At 62.4% G+C, this 15,652-nt stretch carries 19 protein-coding genes; 7 read left to right on the forward strand and 12 right to left on the reverse strand.

The genetic code is table 11. From position 1 onward, the window contains the following. Positions 1-191: 191 nt before the first annotated feature. Positions 192-1,352 (forward strand): helix-turn-helix transcriptional regulator, encoded by a 1,161-nt coding sequence (locus NKJ78_RS18875; protein WP_352459062.1) that lies wholly within the window; start codon positions 192-194, stop codon positions 1,350-1,352. 182 nt (positions 1,353-1,534) lie between these two features. Then, positions 1,535-2,938: an ArnT family glycosyltransferase gene (locus NKJ78_RS18880; RefSeq protein WP_352459063.1), complete on the forward strand. Its 1,404-nt coding sequence runs from the start codon at positions 1,535-1,537 to the stop codon at positions 2,936-2,938. Between the two features lie 16 nt (positions 2,939-2,954). Here the strand turns inward: NKJ78_RS18880 and NKJ78_RS18885 are convergent, their stop codons facing one another. The 4 genes from NKJ78_RS18885 to NKJ78_RS18900 form a co-directional block, all read right to left on the reverse strand. Further along, the gene (locus tag NKJ78_RS18885) at positions 2,955-3,443 is read right to left on the reverse strand and encodes a GNAT family N-acetyltransferase (RefSeq protein WP_023729808.1); all 489 of its coding nucleotides are present in this window, start codon (positions 3,441-3,443) and stop codon (positions 2,955-2,957) included. A 4-nt stretch (positions 3,444-3,447) separates the two neighbouring features. Continuing rightward, complete coding sequence (gene gatB, locus NKJ78_RS18890) at positions 3,448-4,947, reverse strand: Asp-tRNA(Asn)/Glu-tRNA(Gln) amidotransferase subunit GatB (RefSeq protein ID WP_352459065.1); 1,500 nt, start codon at positions 4,945-4,947, stop codon at positions 3,448-3,450. Between the two features lie 201 nt (positions 4,948-5,148). Continuing rightward, positions 5,149-5,580, reverse strand: a complete 432-nt coding sequence (locus NKJ78_RS18895) for a CBS domain-containing protein (RefSeq protein ID WP_352459066.1) — start codon at positions 5,578-5,580, stop codon at positions 5,149-5,151. A 138-nt stretch (positions 5,581-5,718) separates the two neighbouring features. Next, complete coding sequence (locus NKJ78_RS18900) at positions 5,719-6,486, reverse strand: rhomboid family intramembrane serine protease (protein ID WP_352459067.1); 768 nt, start codon at positions 6,484-6,486, stop codon at positions 5,719-5,721. Between the two features lie 400 nt (positions 6,487-6,886). On the opposite strand from NKJ78_RS18900, the gene NKJ78_RS18905 reads away from it, so the two are divergent. The 3 genes from NKJ78_RS18905 (at position 6,887) to NKJ78_RS18915 (ending at position 9,159) form a co-directional block, all read left to right on the forward strand. After that, on the forward strand, positions 6,887-7,522 hold the full coding sequence (locus tag NKJ78_RS18905; protein ID WP_023734413.1) for a PAS domain-containing protein: 636 nt from the start codon (positions 6,887-6,889) through the stop codon (positions 7,520-7,522). A 123-nt stretch (positions 7,523-7,645) separates the two neighbouring features. Then, a complete protein-coding gene (locus NKJ78_RS18910) occupies positions 7,646-8,263 on the forward strand; it encodes a PilZ domain-containing protein (protein ID WP_023667501.1) in 618 nt (205 codons plus the stop codon). Positions 8,264-8,550: 287 nt separating this feature from the next. Then, positions 8,551-9,159 carry a transglutaminase-like cysteine peptidase gene (locus NKJ78_RS18915; protein ID WP_023695381.1) on the forward strand — a complete coding sequence of 203 codons (609 nt, stop codon included), beginning with the start codon at positions 8,551-8,553 and terminating at the stop codon, positions 9,157-9,159. Between the two features lie 245 nt (positions 9,160-9,404). Here the strand turns inward: NKJ78_RS18915 and NKJ78_RS18920 are convergent, their stop codons facing one another. Both NKJ78_RS18920 and NKJ78_RS18925 read right to left on the reverse strand, forming a co-directional pair. Beyond that, positions 9,405-9,932, reverse strand: a complete 528-nt coding sequence (locus NKJ78_RS18920) for a gamma carbonic anhydrase family protein (protein ID WP_023734414.1) — start codon at positions 9,930-9,932, stop codon at positions 9,405-9,407. Between the two features lie 84 nt (positions 9,933-10,016). Further along, the gene (locus tag NKJ78_RS18925; protein ID WP_023734415.1) at positions 10,017-10,385 is read right to left on the reverse strand and encodes a DUF6949 family protein; all 369 of its coding nucleotides are present in this window, start codon (positions 10,383-10,385) and stop codon (positions 10,017-10,019) included. A 110-nt stretch (positions 10,386-10,495) separates the two neighbouring features. Here NKJ78_RS18925 and NKJ78_RS18930 point away from each other — a divergent pair, with 110 nt between their 5' ends. Then, complete coding sequence (locus tag NKJ78_RS18930; RefSeq protein ID WP_023734416.1) at positions 10,496-11,221, forward strand: hypothetical protein; 726 nt, start codon at positions 10,496-10,498, stop codon at positions 11,219-11,221. Positions 11,222-11,476: 255 nt separating this feature from the next. On the opposite strand, the gene NKJ78_RS18935 is transcribed toward NKJ78_RS18930, so the two are convergent. Then, positions 11,477-11,680, reverse strand: coding sequence for a DUF3126 family protein (locus NKJ78_RS18935; protein ID WP_006200852.1), 204 nt, complete (start codon positions 11,678-11,680; stop codon positions 11,477-11,479). Between the two features lie 256 nt (positions 11,681-11,936). Next, positions 11,937-12,785: a serine O-acetyltransferase gene (gene cysE, locus NKJ78_RS18940; protein WP_023667506.1), complete on the reverse strand. Its 849-nt coding sequence runs from the start codon at positions 12,783-12,785 to the stop codon at positions 11,937-11,939. Between the two features lie 133 nt (positions 12,786-12,918). Between cysE and NKJ78_RS18945 the strand changes: the two genes are divergently transcribed. Next, entirely contained in the window at positions 12,919-13,533 is a 615-nt protein-coding gene (locus NKJ78_RS18945) for an HD domain-containing protein (RefSeq protein ID WP_023734417.1), read from the forward strand. Here NKJ78_RS18945 and NKJ78_RS18950 read toward each other — a convergent pair. The 4 genes from NKJ78_RS18950 to NKJ78_RS18965 all read right to left on the reverse strand — a co-directional run bounded on the left by NKJ78_RS18950 (position 13,530) and on the right by NKJ78_RS18965 (position 15,649). Then, positions 13,530-14,030 carry a GNAT family N-acetyltransferase gene (locus tag NKJ78_RS18950; protein ID WP_023734418.1) on the reverse strand — a complete coding sequence of 167 codons (501 nt, stop codon included), beginning with the start codon at positions 14,028-14,030 and terminating at the stop codon, positions 13,530-13,532. The two genes, NKJ78_RS18945 and NKJ78_RS18950, sit on opposite strands and share 4 nt — an antisense overlap. A 39-nt stretch (positions 14,031-14,069) precedes the next feature. After that, a complete protein-coding gene (locus tag NKJ78_RS18955; protein ID WP_023667509.1) occupies positions 14,070-14,384 on the reverse strand; it encodes a hypothetical protein in 315 nt (104 codons plus the stop codon). 70 nt (positions 14,385-14,454) lie between these two features. After that, positions 14,455-14,781 carry a hypothetical protein gene (locus NKJ78_RS18960; protein ID WP_156933922.1) on the reverse strand — a complete coding sequence of 109 codons (327 nt, stop codon included), beginning with the start codon at positions 14,779-14,781 and terminating at the stop codon, positions 14,455-14,457. 100 nt (positions 14,782-14,881) lie between these two features. After that, positions 14,882-15,649, reverse strand: coding sequence for an alpha/beta fold hydrolase (locus NKJ78_RS18965; RefSeq protein ID WP_023681517.1), 768 nt, complete (start codon positions 15,647-15,649; stop codon positions 14,882-14,884). Positions 15,650-15,652: the final 3 nt, after the last annotated feature.

The following is a 15,652-nucleotide window of genomic DNA, read 5'->3' on the forward strand; positions in this document are numbered from 1 at the left end:
GCAGAGCGGCCCGAGTGCTCTTAGACGACGGCTCATCAGGTACGTTCTGGCCAGCCCGTAAGCGCTCACGATACACCGAACGCCGCTGTGAGACGTTTCACAGACGTAACCAAGCCGGCTATGTTGTGTGCGACCCCAGGCAGAGACAGTGTGTGACCTGCCACTACGCTGCAATCCTTACGAGGCTCTACGTGTCTGTCCAGGCCAACATATTCGGTCGCGCCCTGCCGCAGATCGTCGAGGCAATCTACGATTCGATTGTCGATGTCGGCCGTTGGCCATCGACGCTTGAATCAATCTGCAAATTGGCGCTCGGCCGGCTTGCCATGCTGGCGGTCGTCGATACGGCGAGAAACTCGGCCCGGTTTTCGACTTCCTGCGGCGATCCGGTTCTGCTTGAGCCGCTGCAGCGCGACTACGCCTGCGAGGTGCCCTTCTTCAAGGCGGTGCCGAAGATGGAAATCGACATGCCGTTCACCGTCGATAGCGTCTACGCCCTGCAAGGCCCTGACGCTCGCCAGAACTGGCTCGAAAGCCGCATCGTGCGCGAGTGGGTGGAACCCAACCGTCTCGACGATTTCTTCTGGGTGGCGCTGATGAAGCAGCCGGCGCGCACCGGCACGCTGATGGTGGTTACCGACAAGGACAGGCCCCAGATTTCAGCCAGGGATATCGACCTGATGTCCAGGCTCGCCCCCCATGTCCGGCGTGCGGTGACCATCGGCGACCTGTTCGAGGCCGAGCGGCGCAAGGCCGACGTCTTTCGCTCGATCCTTGAGAGCCTCGACCATCCAGTGCTGATCGTCGCCGACGATATGCAGATCATTTTCGCCAATCCGGCAGCCGAAGCCCTGCTCACCGAAACCGCCTCAGTGTCCTCGGTGCGCGGCCAGCTGTCCTTCGCTTATGCCAACGCCAACACCGCCATCGGTCGCGCCGTCCAGCTCGGCACGCGCGACGAATTCGCGCTCGGACCGTCCGGCATCAACATTCCGCTGGTGAAGGCCATGTCTCCGGCGGTGGCGCATGTCATGCCTCTGGCGCGACGCGACATTTCGGCCCGCATATCGCCGCGCGCCGCCGCGGCCATCTTCATTGCCGCCGCCGGCGCCGCATCAGTGCCGGCGCTGGAAGCGATCGCTGCGCTGTTCGGACTGACCGCAGCGGAAAAGCGTGTCGCCGGCCATGTCGCCGCCGGGCTGACACGGCGTGAAATCGCGGCTGCCAGCGGCGTCTCGGACGGCACCGTCAAATCACAGCTGGCAACCATCTTCGACAAGACCGCCACCGGCGACCAGCGAGAGCTGGAACTCCTGATGCGCGAATTGACGCCGCCGCTGCGCTCGGCCTGAAGCCATACTCTGAGCCAATCGTCAAATTTTTCAACTATTTGCCGGTACGCAGGCGTAATCCACAATACCAAGCCGGCATCGTTGCAATTCGGCCAAAATCATGGTGCGGTTCTGCTCCGGTCCGGAGACGGTGCATCGTGCACGACCGGACGTGGAAACCATTTCCTGGGCGGTCCCCGAACTTGATACCGACACGAATTGAACGGCTGCTGCCTTACCTCTTCCTGCTGGCCCTGCTTTGCATCGCGCTCGCTTTTCGTCCGCTACTGCCGGTCGATGAGACGCGCTATCTCAGCGTCGCCTGGGAGATGTATCTCGGTGGACATGTCTTCGTACCGACGATGAACTTTGCGCCCTATCTGCAGAAGCCGCCGCTGTTGTTCTGGCTCATCGATCTCTCTTGGAACATCTTCGGTGTGAGCCGCGCGGCGGCGATGCTCGTCATCTTCGCCGCCTCGTCGCTGGTCATCTGGCTGACGACGCTTCTGGCCAAAACCCTGTTTCCCGAGCGCCAGGACATCGCCAGCCGCATCCCCTGGCTGGTGGCCGGCAGCACCGTCTTTGTCATCTATTCGACCCTGATCCTGTTCGACATGCTTTTGACGGCCTGCGTGGTCGCCGCACTGCTGGCGTTGCTGGGCTTCGCCAGGACCGGCAACCGCCGGCAGGCGGTGCTGGCGGGTCTCTTCATCGGGCTCGGCGTGCTGGCCAAAGGCCCGGTCGTGCTCATTCACATCGGCGCGCCCGTCCTGCTCTATCCCCTCTGGCGTGACCGGCGAGCCGGCCTTGTTGCCCCTTTGCAGTTCTTTGCCGGAGCCGGCCTGGCAATTCTCGCCGCCCTTGTCCCGGTCGCCATATGGCTGGCGCCCGCGACCATCCTGACCAAGGGCAGTTTCGTCTACGACCTCGTCTGGAACCAGTCGGCGGGTCGGGTTACCGGAAGCCTGCACAATTCGCATGGCCGGCCGTTTTACTTTTACCTGATGCTGTTGCCGCTCATGTTCGTGCCCTGGGCCTTTATCCCCCCGGTGTGGCGGCTGAGGCCGGTTGCCCGGATACGCAGCCTGATCGACACCAAATCCCCGGATCTGCGTGCCCTGCGCCTGCTGTCGTTCTCGTTCATTGCGGTGCTGCTGGTCTTCAGCGCCATATCCGGCAAGCAGCCGCACTATGTCGTGCCGGCACTACCATTCGCGACCATTCTGCTGGGCTACTTCATGGCCGAGATTTCAGTCGCCAGGCTGAGGGCGACGGCCTTTGTCATGCTTGCCCTTTTCGCCATCGGCCACGCCGCCGCCTCGGCGACCGTGTTCAAACGCTACGATCTCACGCCGCTGGCGAGCTTCATCGACGAACGAAAGGACGCGGACTGGGCCGTCGCTTACGACTATCAGGGCGAGGTCGGTTTCCTTGGGCGAATAGAGAAGCCATTCGAGAACGCCGACAAGCCCGAGGAATGGCTCAAGTCTCACCCCGGCGGCTACGTCATCGAAAAGCAATCGAAAGATCCGGGCACATCCGAACAGATCGCCTTCCGGCAGCCGGTGGAACGCGGCTATCTGGTCGTGCTGAAAGGACAGCACTGAGCGTTTCGTCGGACGCCTATCCCAGCGGCTTCTCGAAGATCAGCGCCGGCAACCCCGAACCGCCGCCGCAATCGGCGGTGCTGCCGACCGGCAAAAATCCCTTCGAACGGTAGAAGGCGATGGCCGGCACGTTGGCCTCTTCCACCTCGACGCGCAACCTGTTCGCCTCGGGAAAGCTGGCTTCGACCTCGTCCAGCAAGGCCTGGCCGATGCCTTGCCGCTGGCAGGCCGGCAGTACATAGAGCTGGTTCAGCAACACGATCTTCGCATCCGCCGTTGCGGCGGCAAAAGCCATGCCGCCGATACGCTTGCCGTCATCGGCGACCAGGAATTCCGAGTTCGGCCTTGTCAGCCGCGCCTTGAGCGAGGCGATCGAATGCCAGTCGTCGGTAATTTCGATCACCCGCTGGGCGCCATAGATCGCGTCGTAGGTTGCGTGCCAGGTTTCGACCAGCAGCGCGCGGACAGCGGCAAGGTCACGTTCGCTGGCGGTGCGGACGAACATTGTTCTATTCGATACCGAGCTTGGCCTTGACCAGATCGTTGACCGCCTGCGGGTTGGCCTTGCCGCCGGTGGCTTTCATCACCTGGCCGACGAACCAGCCGGCCATGGTCGGCTTGGCGCGAGCCTGCTCGACCTTGTCGGGGTTGGCGGCGATCACTTCGTCGACCGCCTTCTCGATGGCGCCGGTGTCCGTGACCTGCTTCATGCCGCGGCTTTCGACCAGCTGGCGCGGATCGCCGCCCTCGTTCCAAACGATCTCGAACAGATCCTTGGCGATCTTGCCGGAGATGGTGCCTTCCTTGATCAGGTCGATCACGGCACCGAGCTGCTCCGGTGTTACAGGAGCATTTTCAATGTCCTTGCCGGCCTTGTTAAGCTGGCCGAGCAGGTCATTGATGACCCAGTTGGCGGCAAGCTTGCCGTCGCGGCCCGAGGCCACCTGCTCGAAATAGTCGGCGATCGGCTTTTCCGACACCAGGATCGAGGCGTCGTAGGTCGACAGGCCAAGTGAAGAGATCAGCCGCGCCTTCTTGTCGTCGGGCAGTTCCGGCAACTCCTTGGCCAGCGCGTCGACATAGGCCTGATCGAATTCCAGCGGCAAAAGGTCGGGATCGGGGAAGTAGCGGTAGTCATGCGCCTCTTCCTTGCTGCGCATCGAGCGCGTCTCGCCTTTGACGGCGTCGAACAGCCTGGTTTCCTGGTCGATCTTGCCGCCATCCTCGAGGATGGCGATCTGGCGGCGCGCCTCGAACTCGATGGCCTGGCCGATGAAGCGGATCGAGTTGACGTTCTTGATCTCACAGCGCGTACCGAATTCGCCGCCGGGCTTGCGAACGGAGACGTTGACGTCGGCGCGCATCGAGCCTTCGTCCATGTTGCCGTCGCAAGTGCCGAGATAGCGCACGATGGTGCGCAGCTTGGTGACATACGCCTTGGCCTCGTCGGCGGAGCGCATGTCCGGCTTGGAGACAATCTCCATCAGCGCCACGCCGGAGCGGTTGAGATCGACATAGGACATGGTCGGATGCTGGTCGTGCATCGACTTGCCGGCGTCCTGCTCCAGGTGCAGGCGCTCGATGCCGATCTCGATGTCCTCGAACTCGCCCTGCCGGTCGGGACCGACCGAAATGACGATCGTGCCTTCGCCAACGATCGGCTGCTTGAACTGCGATATCTGGTAGCCCTGCGGCAGGTCGGGATAGAAATAGTTTTTCCGGTCGAACACCGACTTGTGGTTGATCTGCGCCTTCAATCCGAGGCCGGTGCGGATCGCCTGCTTGACGCATTCCTCATTGATGACCGGCAGCATGCCGGGCATGGCCGCGTCGACGAGGCTGACATTGGCGTTGGGCGCCGCGCCGAAAGTCGTCGACGCCCCGGAAAACAGCTTTGCTTCCGAGGTCACCTGCGCATGAACCTCGAGGCCGATGATGATCTCCCAATCGCCGGTAGCGCCGGGAATCAAACGTTTGGCATCGGGCGTGCGGGTATCGATAAGGGTCATGGTGGCCTGCGCTTTTGGCTCGCGAAAACTGCGATTTTCGCGAATTTGGGTATCGGTCTTCGCTAGTGCAAACCGCTTCGCGAGACAAGCGCCCAAAGCAGCGCAGAGCAGCGGGCTGGCCTTTTCAGCCCTTTTCGGCCGCTCGGCAACCGATGAATGAACGCCGCCGGCCGGTATTCGGTCGGCGGTCTCTTCGTCAGGTCAGGCCGTTGCGATATAGGCCCTGATCTCGTCGGCCTCGCGCTCGACATCCTCGATGCGGCGCTTGACCACGTCGCCGATCGACACGATACCGTCGAGCAGCCCGTCCTTTTCCACCGGCAGATGGCGGAAACGGCCTTTGGTCATGATCTCCATCACCTCGTTGACCGTGTGGTTCTCGTTGCAGATCTTCACTTTCGGAGTCATCGCCGAGCGTACCGCTATATCAAGTGCGGCAGCGCCTTCCCTGGCAACGACCCGCACGATGTCACGCTCGGAAAGGATGCCGACGATCTTGCGATCGCCATTGGTGATGACCAGTGCACCGATCTTGTGGTCGGCCAGGATTCGAATGGCTTCGCTGAGCTTTACATTCGGCCCGAGCGTGAACACGTCATGGCCTTTTCTCTCGAGAATTGCCTTAACCGTCATGGCGTCCTCCTCCTCCTGCTTGGCTAGCCAGCTCCCGCCCTGACCGGCTTCACATAAGAGTGAACATCGTGCGCCGTGATCGGTTGCTTTTCAAGTGTGCCAGTGGGGTGTGCCAGTGGGGTGCGCCAATAGAGTGCGCTAGTCGGGGGTGCGCTGGTCGTCGGGGATCTCCCATTCAGGCGCCCGCCAGCGCCGGTCGAACCAGCGCAACCCGAAGAAGCCTGCGACGAGGCCGCCAATGTGCGCTTCCCAGGCGATCTGGCCGGGCTCTCCGAGCCCGAGACCGTAAAGGCCGGTGGCGAGATTGATGACCATCCAGGCGCCGAGAAAATTGACGACGCCGCGCATGCGCAAAACGATTGCGATCGGCAGCACGGGACCGGCAAAGGCCGCCCTGCCGGAGGAGCGGTCGGTACGGAACCCGAAGCGAGCCGCCGCACCCATCATGCCCGATATCGCCCCGGAAGCGCCGACCAGCGGTGCTTCGCCGTATGGATGGACCGCCCAGAACAGCACCACCGCGGCCAGCCCGGTGGCGGCGAAAAACAAGGCGAACAAGAACCAGCCGAGACGGTTGGCCAGCGGCGACCCGAAGGCGGCCAGCGCAACCATGTTGATGGCAATGTGGGCAACGCCGCCATGCATGAAGGCATAGGTGAAAGGACGGGTGAAGAGGAACCAGTCGAAACCGTATTGGCCGGTGTAGAGGACCGGAATGAAGGCGCCATCGGTGAGCAATGTTATCTGCTGCTCTTCGGTCAGCACATATTGCTGCAGCAGGAAGACGGCGACGCAGATGCCGATCACCGCCAGCACCACCGGTGGCAGGTTGAACACCGGCTCGCGGCGCGGCGGCGGCGCCTCCGCGGTCTGTTCGGTCTCCAGGGGGCCGGCCGGTTCGCTCATATGCTCTGATCCAGGGATTTGCGTGTCGCGAGCATCTAGGCCATGCCCGGACAAATCACAAACTACGAATCACAAAGCGCGAATCACAAACCGCGAATCAAAAAGAAGCCGTCCAAGGTTTCCCTTGAACGGCTGGTCGAGCCCCCTGCTCCCCTAAAACTATTGACCGAAGTGCTGTTGGTCGTCGCGAAACGACCGCTTCTGGCGTGGTTTTGGTGTGCCATGGCGAGCCTGTGCGCGCAACGTAAACCATTTGTTAACCTTAACGTCCCCGACCCGTGAACAAGTCTTAACGACGCTGGCACGCATCCTGCTCCGGAACGCATGTAGGTCATCGGAGGGCGCCCTTTCTGTTCACCGATGGGACCATCAGACGGCAGAATGCGCGGAGTTTCATAGCATGAACCAGAACGGATCAATCGCGCTGTTCCATTATTGGAATCGCCTGCGTGGTGGACGTCCTGCCCCAAAGCGTTCGGAAGTCGAACCGGCCGATATCAAGGCGCTTTTGGCCGACACCTTCATCCTGGAAAGGGATACGCGCGGCGAAGCGGTGTTCCGGCTTGCCGGCACCAGGCTTTGCGCCGGCTACGGCCGCGAGCTCAAGGGGTTTTCGTTCCCCTCGCTATGGCGCGAGAAGGACCAGCGGCTGGTGTCGCGCCTCATTCACGGCGTTTTCGAGCAGAAATCCGTGGTGCTGATCACTTATGAGGGGTTCAGCCGCAGCGGCCGGTCCAACCACTTCGAGTTGCTTGCGCTGCCGCTCGACGGCGGCGTCGAGAACCCGCGCTGCCTCGGCGTCATCAGCGCCGTGGAAAAGCCGTTCTGGCTGGGCGCCGACCCGATCACCGACGCGCTGATCGACGCCATCCGCGTCATCGATCCCGACAAGGAACCGATGTTCCTGAAAAACCGGCCGGAAATATCCGTTCCGTCGTTGGCTCCCGAACTCGAAGCGCCGGAGACCATCTCGGCGCTCGGTCGGTCGCGCCGTATCCGCCACCTCGTCGTGTTCGACGGCGGGCGCGAGCAATAGTCTCCAAGCCGGCGCTAATCTTAACTATCGGGGGCCCACTTTTCCCTTTGTTAACCTGCTTGGCTGTAGTTTTTGCCGAGATTCCACGCACGACGCGGGAATGCCAACGGGGTGTAGGCAGTCATGAGGTCAGCGGCGGTCGAATACGCACCGTCCCGCGCCGAAAGGCGTAATTTTCAGCGCGTCCGGGTCAAGATCTACGGGCGCTTCATGCTGGAGGACCGCACCGAACACCCTTGCCAGGTCGTCGATATGTCACCGGGCAATGTCGCGTTGCGCACCGAGCGCGTCGGCATGCCGGGCGAAAAAATCATTGCCTATATCGATCATATCGGCCGCATCGAGGGCGTGGTGACGCGCACTTCGCAGGACGGCTTTGCCATGACCGTCATTGCCTCGGATCGCAAGAAGGACAAACTGGCCGCGCAGTTGACCTGGCTCGCCAACAAGCATGAACTCGACCTGCCGGAAGACCGCCGCCACGAACGCGTGGCGCCGCGCAACCCGACAAGCGTGCTGCAGCTCACCGACGGGCGCCAGTATCAGTGCCGCATCATCGACCTGTCGCTGTCGGGCGCGGCGGTCGAGATCGACGTCAAGCCGGCGCTCGGCATCCAGGTCATGCTGGGCACCATGCGTGGCCAGGTGGTGCGTCATTTCGAGGATGGCGTCGCCATCGAATTCGCCGTCATCCAGCGCCCGGAAACGCTCGATTCCGAGTTCAACGCCCCGCGCGCCTGAACGATCGGCAACAGGCAGCAAAAACGAACCGGCCCTGCGCGGCCGGTTTTTGTTGCCGGCGTTCCGCCTGCCTCTCCAGCTTGTAGCGGCACGCAGCAAATCCACGGCTCCACCCGGAAATCCGCGCCCCGACACCGCGGTTTTACGCCGAGACCTGAACGATTTTATATTAAAATAGGTCAAATTTTACGCGTATTCTATTGAGCTTTTACTCAATGTCTACTTCGGGTTTTTGCGTCAAATAAATCCAACGCTGTCATTGTCTCCTCAAACGGGGAGACTGACGAATGGCAAAGACGTGGGGCAAGCTGTTGCTCTTGGCAATGGCGATGCAGCTTTCCGCTTGGGGAACGGCGCAAGCAGCAGGACCGGCCTACATGCACACTGGCGGCCGCACGACACAGCCGGTCGGTCACTACGAATTCTGCCAGAAGCTGCCGCAGGAGTGCGCTCAGCGCACGCCGAAGCAGGCACCGGTCGAACTGACCCGCAAGCTGTGGGCGGCGATCGTCGACGTCAACAATTCGGTCAACACCCGGATCGTGCCGCGCACCGACATGGAAATGTGGGGTAAGGAAGAGGTCTGGTCCTATCCCGACAGCGGCTTCGGCGACTGCGAGGACTATGCGCTGGAGAAGCGCCGCGAATTGATGGCGCTCGGCGTTCCCGCCGGCAATCTCTTGATGACCGTGGCGCGCCAACAAAATGGCGACGGCCACGCGGTGCTGACCGTGCGCACCAGCCTCGGCGAGTTCATCCTCGACAATCTGGAGTCCAAGGTGCTGTCCTGGACCGACACCGACTACACCTACCTGAAGCGCCAGTCCGACCAGAATTCCGGCGTGTGGGTGACGATCAATGACGGTCGCGCCGACGCGGTTGCCAGCGTCCGCTAGGACGCCATCACAGAGGTCAAGCACATCGAATAATGCGACGTGCCTAACGAGAAAGCCCGGTCGAGTCCCCCACCCTCCCCGTCCCCAACGACCGGGTTTTAAGGAGCCGGCCCCGTCCCCGGGCCGGCTCCACCATTTCTGGACCATGATCGCGAACCGAAGGACCTCGGCAGCGAAAAGTGAGAACCGGTTTTTGCTGCGCTGACCTGCCGTTCGGAAAAGATCATCGTCAAACAGGATAGAGTTCAGGCCTTCTTCAGCCCCGCCTTGAAGCGCTTGCCGTTCGCGACGTAGTGCGCGGCCGAGGCGCGCAGCCTGGCGACCGCGGCGTCGTCCAGCGTCCTGATAACCCGCGCGGGCGAGCCGACGATCAGGCAATTGTCGGGGAACTCCTTGCCCTCGGTGACCAGCGCGCCCGCGCCGACCAGCGAGTTCTTGCCGATCCTGGCGCCGTTGAGCACGATGGCGCCCATGCCGATCAGGCTGTTGTCGCCGATCGTGCAGCCATGCAGCAAGGCGCGGTGGCCGATCGTGCAGCCCTGCCCGATCGTCAGGGGAAAACCGGGATCGGTGTGCATCACCGTGTGTTCCTGGACATTGCTGTCGGCGCCGATGACGATCGCCTCGTTGTCGCCGCGGATGACCACGCCAAACCAGAAGCCGGCATTGCGACCGACGCTGATGTCGCCGATCAACGTCGCATCGGGCGCGATCCAGTTGCTGTCGGCATCCTCGAAACGGGGCGATTTTCCGTCGATTACATAGGTCGGCATTTCCAGTCTCCGATTCGTCGCAGGCCGGGACAAACCCTAGAACAATCCTGGGAAAACCGCGTAGCGGTTTCCCCAGCAATTGCCTCAAGGCAAATACCGCGCCAGCGATTCCACCAACAGCTGAAGCGCACCAGGAGAGCCAATGCCCCAGGAGGCAATGGCGATCAGCACGATGCCCAGCGCCAGCGCCCAGGCGATCACCGTGCAGCCGCAGGACACCAGCATCAGCATCGAAATGCGGCCGTCGCGCCGCGCATCGAGCGCATCGTTGGCGAGCATGAACGGACCGGCGCAAGCGGTCGCGGCCAGCGAGCGCAGGATGTACGCCGGCGACACATAAGGTTCGGCAAAGGCAAGCCGGCGGCCCGCCGCCAGTTCCATCACGGACCCGGTAAGCCCGCAGGCTGTGAGCCCGACGGCAAAAGCGAAGAGAACGGGCAGCAGCAGGCTCATCTTTACCTTCCGTTTACCATGAGATCGCACAGTCGCGTCCAGCGCAGCAAGAGCCGTGCCGCGGCATGTGTGCAGCCCAGGGACAGACGGCGGCGACTATGGGGATTGCGATGAAGCAGGCAGCGACCGCCGAAGAATTCAACGTCGTCGATTCCGTGCTGATGAAGCGGGTGTTCTATGCCTTTGCCGCACTGGCGCTGCTGTCGCTGGCGATCAGCCTTGGCGGAAAATGGTTCGGCCGCTCGATCGCCATGGCCGGCTACACCGACGACACCACAGTCCACAAGGTGGTGATCGGCAACAATGTCATTGCCGTGCCGGCCAACGCCATCCGCTTCCTGCAGGCGCGGCGCGACGGCATCGCTTCGCGCCTCGACCTTTATCTGCGCTATCCCCAGATGGACGGCTACAGCGAAGCCGCACGCGACGATTTCAACCACACGGGCACGGCCAAGAACATCATCTTCCTGTCGTTCGAACCGCAGATGATGTCGCGCGACATGAGCGGCCGTTTCGCGCCGATCTATAGCGCGCTGATCAGCCAGCCCGGCGCGCCCGGCCCCGGCGGCACGACGATTTACGGCTTTAGCGAAAAATCAGGCTATCTCAACGAGGTGCTTGCGGTCGCCGACCGGGCCGGCAAGGACCCGTTCGTCGCCCGCTGCCTGAGCGGACCGAGCGCCGAGGAATCGCTGGCGCCCTGCGAGCGCGACATCCAGGTCGGCGACAGCCTCAGCCTGACCTACCGCTTTCCCCGGGAGTTGCTGGGCAACTGGCCAGCGCTTGACGCCGCTATCGTCGCCGAGGCCACGCGCGTCTTAAAGACCGCACGGTAGCGGCCCTCTGCTTTTGTCATACATGGGCGCGAAGCCGCGCGGACCCGAGGATCCGTTCCATGCCCTTAAGGCAGCGAAGCGGTGCAGAATTACTGTTGGGAAGCAGCAGAGGCAGTTCTGGACCGCCACATTCCTGAGCCGAGGCCTGGAATATATCCCAGGGTCTCAGCGACGCCGCTGTGCGGCTGCTTCTCCCCGGGATGACGATGGCGCAGCTGGCTGCCGCCAATCGCCGAAGTCCGTAGCCGTCTGGGCTCAGGCCAGATCGATGTCGAGGATCGCCATCGAGAAATTATAGTCGCCGTCGTCCTCGTCCTTGAAGACGATGCCGAGGAACTCGTCGCCGACATAGACCTCGGCCGAATCTTCCTTGCGCGGCCGCGCCTTCACCTCGAGTTTGGGATTCTGGAAGACGCGCTTGAAATAGGCGTCCAGCTTTCTGATTTCGTCCGGCTTCAAAAGTCTTCTCCGATCGTCGGGCTTGCTCGTTGGAACGCGCTTCTGGCACGTCGACAATGGCGATGTAAAGGCAAGCCGGCTGGATAGAACGCGAACCCTGGGGCCGGATGATTTCAGGTCGAATCCAAATCCGCCTCTAAATCAAGGAGGTAGAGCATGATGTCGTCCGAAAACCGCCTCACACTTTTCGGCATCATGCTTCAGAGGCAACGGCGCCGGCAACCGGACTTCAGTCCGGCGCGCCGGGTGTTGCAAATCAGATGTCGAAGCTGACGACCTGGTCCATCGATTGCGACGGCAAAAGCTGGTCCATCTGGCGCGAAGGCTGGTCGCAGCCGGTCTCGCCGACGACGCGGGCCGGTACGCCGGCAACCGTCTTGTTGTGCGGCACCGGCGACAGCACGACCGAGCCTGCCGCGATCTTCGAGCAATGGCCGATCTCGATATTGCCGAGAATCTTGGCGCCGGCGCCGATCAGTACGCCGTAACGGATCTTGGGGTGGCGGTCGCCGCCGGCCTTGCCCGTGCCGCCCAGCGTCACGCCGTGCAGGATCGACACATCGTCCTCGATCACCGCCGTCTCGCCGACGACGAGGCCGGTGGCGTGGTCGATGAAGATGCCCTTGCCGATGCGGGCGGCCGGGTTGATGTCGGTCTGGAACACCGAGGACGAGCGGCTCTGCAGATAGAGCGCGAAATCCTTGCGGCCCTGATTCCACAGCCAATGTGCCAGCCTGTGCGTCTGGATGGCATGGAAACCCTTGAAATAGAGCACCGGCATGATGAAGCGGTCGCAGGCCGGATCGCGGTCGTAATAGGCCTGGATGTCGACACGCACGATCGACGACCATTCCTTGTCGTCGGCCAGCATCGACTTGAACGTCTGGCGGATGAGGTCGGAGCCGATGTCCTGATGCGCGAGCCGCTCGGCGAGCCGATGGATGACAGCTTCCTCCAGGCTCTCCTGGTTGAGGATGGTCGAATAGAGGAACGCCGCCAGAAGCGGGTCGCGGTTGACCGCTTCCATCGCCTCGTCGCGGACCGAACGCCAGATCGGATCGACCGGCTGGACCATTGTGGGGCGGGAAATGCTGATGCTGTTCATCGACGTCTTGTCCTGCGTCCTGGCCGCTTGCCTATTCTCCGGCGGCACATATAAGCCAGATCATAGCACGATTGAACTCAATTTTCCTTAGTGCTCGGTGAAATGGATTTGGTTCACGGAAATTCAAGCCGCCATGGAAAACGAACCCTTGATCGACGCTCCGCTGAAACGCGCGCTCTCCGCGCTCTATCAAGCTCCGGATCGCCACTATCACAACCTCGCCCATATCGAGGCGTTGCTGGCGCTGGCGGACGAATATCGAGCATCGCTGCATGATTCCGGCGCCGTCGAAGCCGCAATCTGGTTCCATGACGCCATATATGACAGCCGCGCCAAGGACAACGAGGCCAGGAGTGCAGCACTTGCGCAGGACAAACTTGCCGCCCGCACCGATCCGGAGCGCCTCGGCCGCATCGCGGCGATGATCGTCGCCACTGCCACGCATGAACTGCCCAGCCTTCAACCACGGGGCCTTGCCGATCAGAACGCCCTCCGCGACGCAGCGCTTTTCCTCGACATGGACCTGGCGATCCTGGGTGCGTCAGCCGACGCTTTCGACGCCTATGAACAAGCGGTCCGCCGCGAATATGGCTGGGTCGAGGAGCCGATGTGGCGCGCCGGTCGCGGCGCGATTCTCAAGACTTTCCTCGCGCGCCAGCATATTTTTCACACGCAGGAATTCCGCCACAGGTTCGAGCCCCAGGCCAGGCAAAACCTGGCGCGGTCTCTAGAAACGCTCAAATCCTAATCCGGAAATGTCTCCATGCGCTGCGCATAGGCTTTGAAACCGGCGCGCCTGTAGACCGATTGCGCGGCCGGATGGTCGTATGTGTCGGTATGAAGCCAGACCCTTTGCGGCGCCCGCGACCAGATGGCGCGAAGCGCCTGGTCGAGCAGGAATGGCCCAAGCCTGCGGCGGTGGAAGACGGGGATCAGCCCGAAATGAACCAGTTCGACCTCAGGCTGGCCGACGCCGTTGAATTCGCACAGGCCAGCGGCCACGCCCTCGACGCGCAGCACGTGGATATGTGTCGAGGGCAGCGCCAGCAGGCGCTCGAGGTCTTCCGCCGGCATGCGCAGCCGCTGGTCCCATTGCACGGGCTCGCCGACCGCGTGGTAGAGGCTGATATAGTCGGCCACATCAAGTGTTTCACGCGCCACCGTGGCGCCCGATAGCGGGCAGTCGAAAGCCGGCGCCGAATTCGGTTCGCGCATGTCCATATAGGTGACGAGAAGGTCAACCAAAGCGGCACCGCCTCCGGCTGCAAGCCAGACGAAGATCGATCACCTGAAGGCGCCAACGGACTTGGTGGCCGCCCAAACAAAGAACAGGCCGATCACCAACGACAGCCCGTTGAGGATGATACCGACGATGCCGAGGACACGATTGTCGTTTGAACGTCCCAGTGCCATCAAGCCAAAAACCACGCCGGTGATGTGCGCCAGCGGCGCCGCAACGAGAAACACCAGCAGAAAAACCCCGCCGAGGACGTTTTGAGCGGCCAGCGACGCCTCGCCTGGCATCAACGCCAGCGTGACCACCGCCGCAAAATCCATTGCGAACGCCAGCAGGGCCAGGATCACCGAGCGTTTGCCCAAGCTGCTCCGCCCCGCCACGCCGGGCATTGCTATCGTGCTTCTTCCCCATCCGGCCATTACTCGTCCCCGATCAGGTGAAAGCGCCGATCGTCGATGCCATTGCCACAAGCAGCAGGAAGCCAACCGCCAGGGAGCCGCCGTTGAGCAGGATGCCGACGACCCCAAGCACGCGGCTATCGTTCGAACGCACCAGCGCCATCAGCCCGAAAATCAATCCGGCAATATGCGCCAACGGCCCTGCCAGCAGGAAAACCGCCATGAAGAAACCCGTGGCGATGTTCTGGGCACGCTCGGATGCGTGGGTCGGAAGCGCCACCATTGTGGTCAGCGCCATCACACCGGCACCGAAGGCGAGCAGCGCCAGGATGACGGAACGCTTGCCGAACTTGCTTGTCACGACGGCGCCCGGCAGAGCTCGGCGCTTCTTCCCCATTGTGCCATTGTTTGCCACCCCTCGCCGGCCGCCCAATCCATATCGCCCGAAAATCGCTTACCGGTTAAAGCGGATTTTCGGCATAAAACTCCAAAACCCGCTGCTTGAAGGTCTTGTCGCCCACAGCCAGCATATGGTCGCGGCCGTCTATGTGAAACACCTTGGCGTTCGGCATCAGCGCGGCGAGCTCGTCGGGCGAGCCGCCGATATCGTCTGTCGTCCCGACCGCAATCAGCGTTGGTTGGGCGATGCGCGTCATGTCGTCTTCGCTGAGCAGTTCGCGCGACGTGGCGATGCAGGCGGCCAGCGCGCGGCGGTCGCTGCGCGTCTGATCGGCAAAGGCGCGAAACGAGCGACCGCGCGGATGGCTGGTGGCGGCCGGATCGTTGGCCAGCAGCGCCTCGGCGATCGGATCCCAGTCGCCGACGCCGTCGACCATGCCGATCCCGAGCCCGCCGAAGACAAGCGTCGCCACCTTGTCGGGATCCGACAGTGCCAGGAACGCCGCGATGCGCGCGCCCATCGAATAGCCCATGACATGCGCGCGGCCGATGCCAAGATGGTCGAGCAGGGCCGCCGCGTCCGAGCCCATCTTGGCCGGGGTGTAGTCGGCCTCGTCATAGCTTTTCGACGACGAGCCGTGGCCGCGATTGTCGAAGGCGATGGCGCGATAGCCGGCATCGTTCAGCGTCTTGAACCAGCCGGGCGATACCCAGTTGACATAGTGGCTGGAGGCAAAGCCGTGGATCATCAGCACCGGATCGCCCGCCCCCGACGCCGGCTGGCGGTCGAGGAAGGCGAAGTCGAACCCGTCATGGGAGAAGAATTGCATCGG

It is taken from the genome of Mesorhizobium sp. M0037 (genome assembly GCF_040323635.1).
GTDB lineage: Bacteria > Pseudomonadota > Alphaproteobacteria > Rhizobiales > Rhizobiaceae > Mesorhizobium.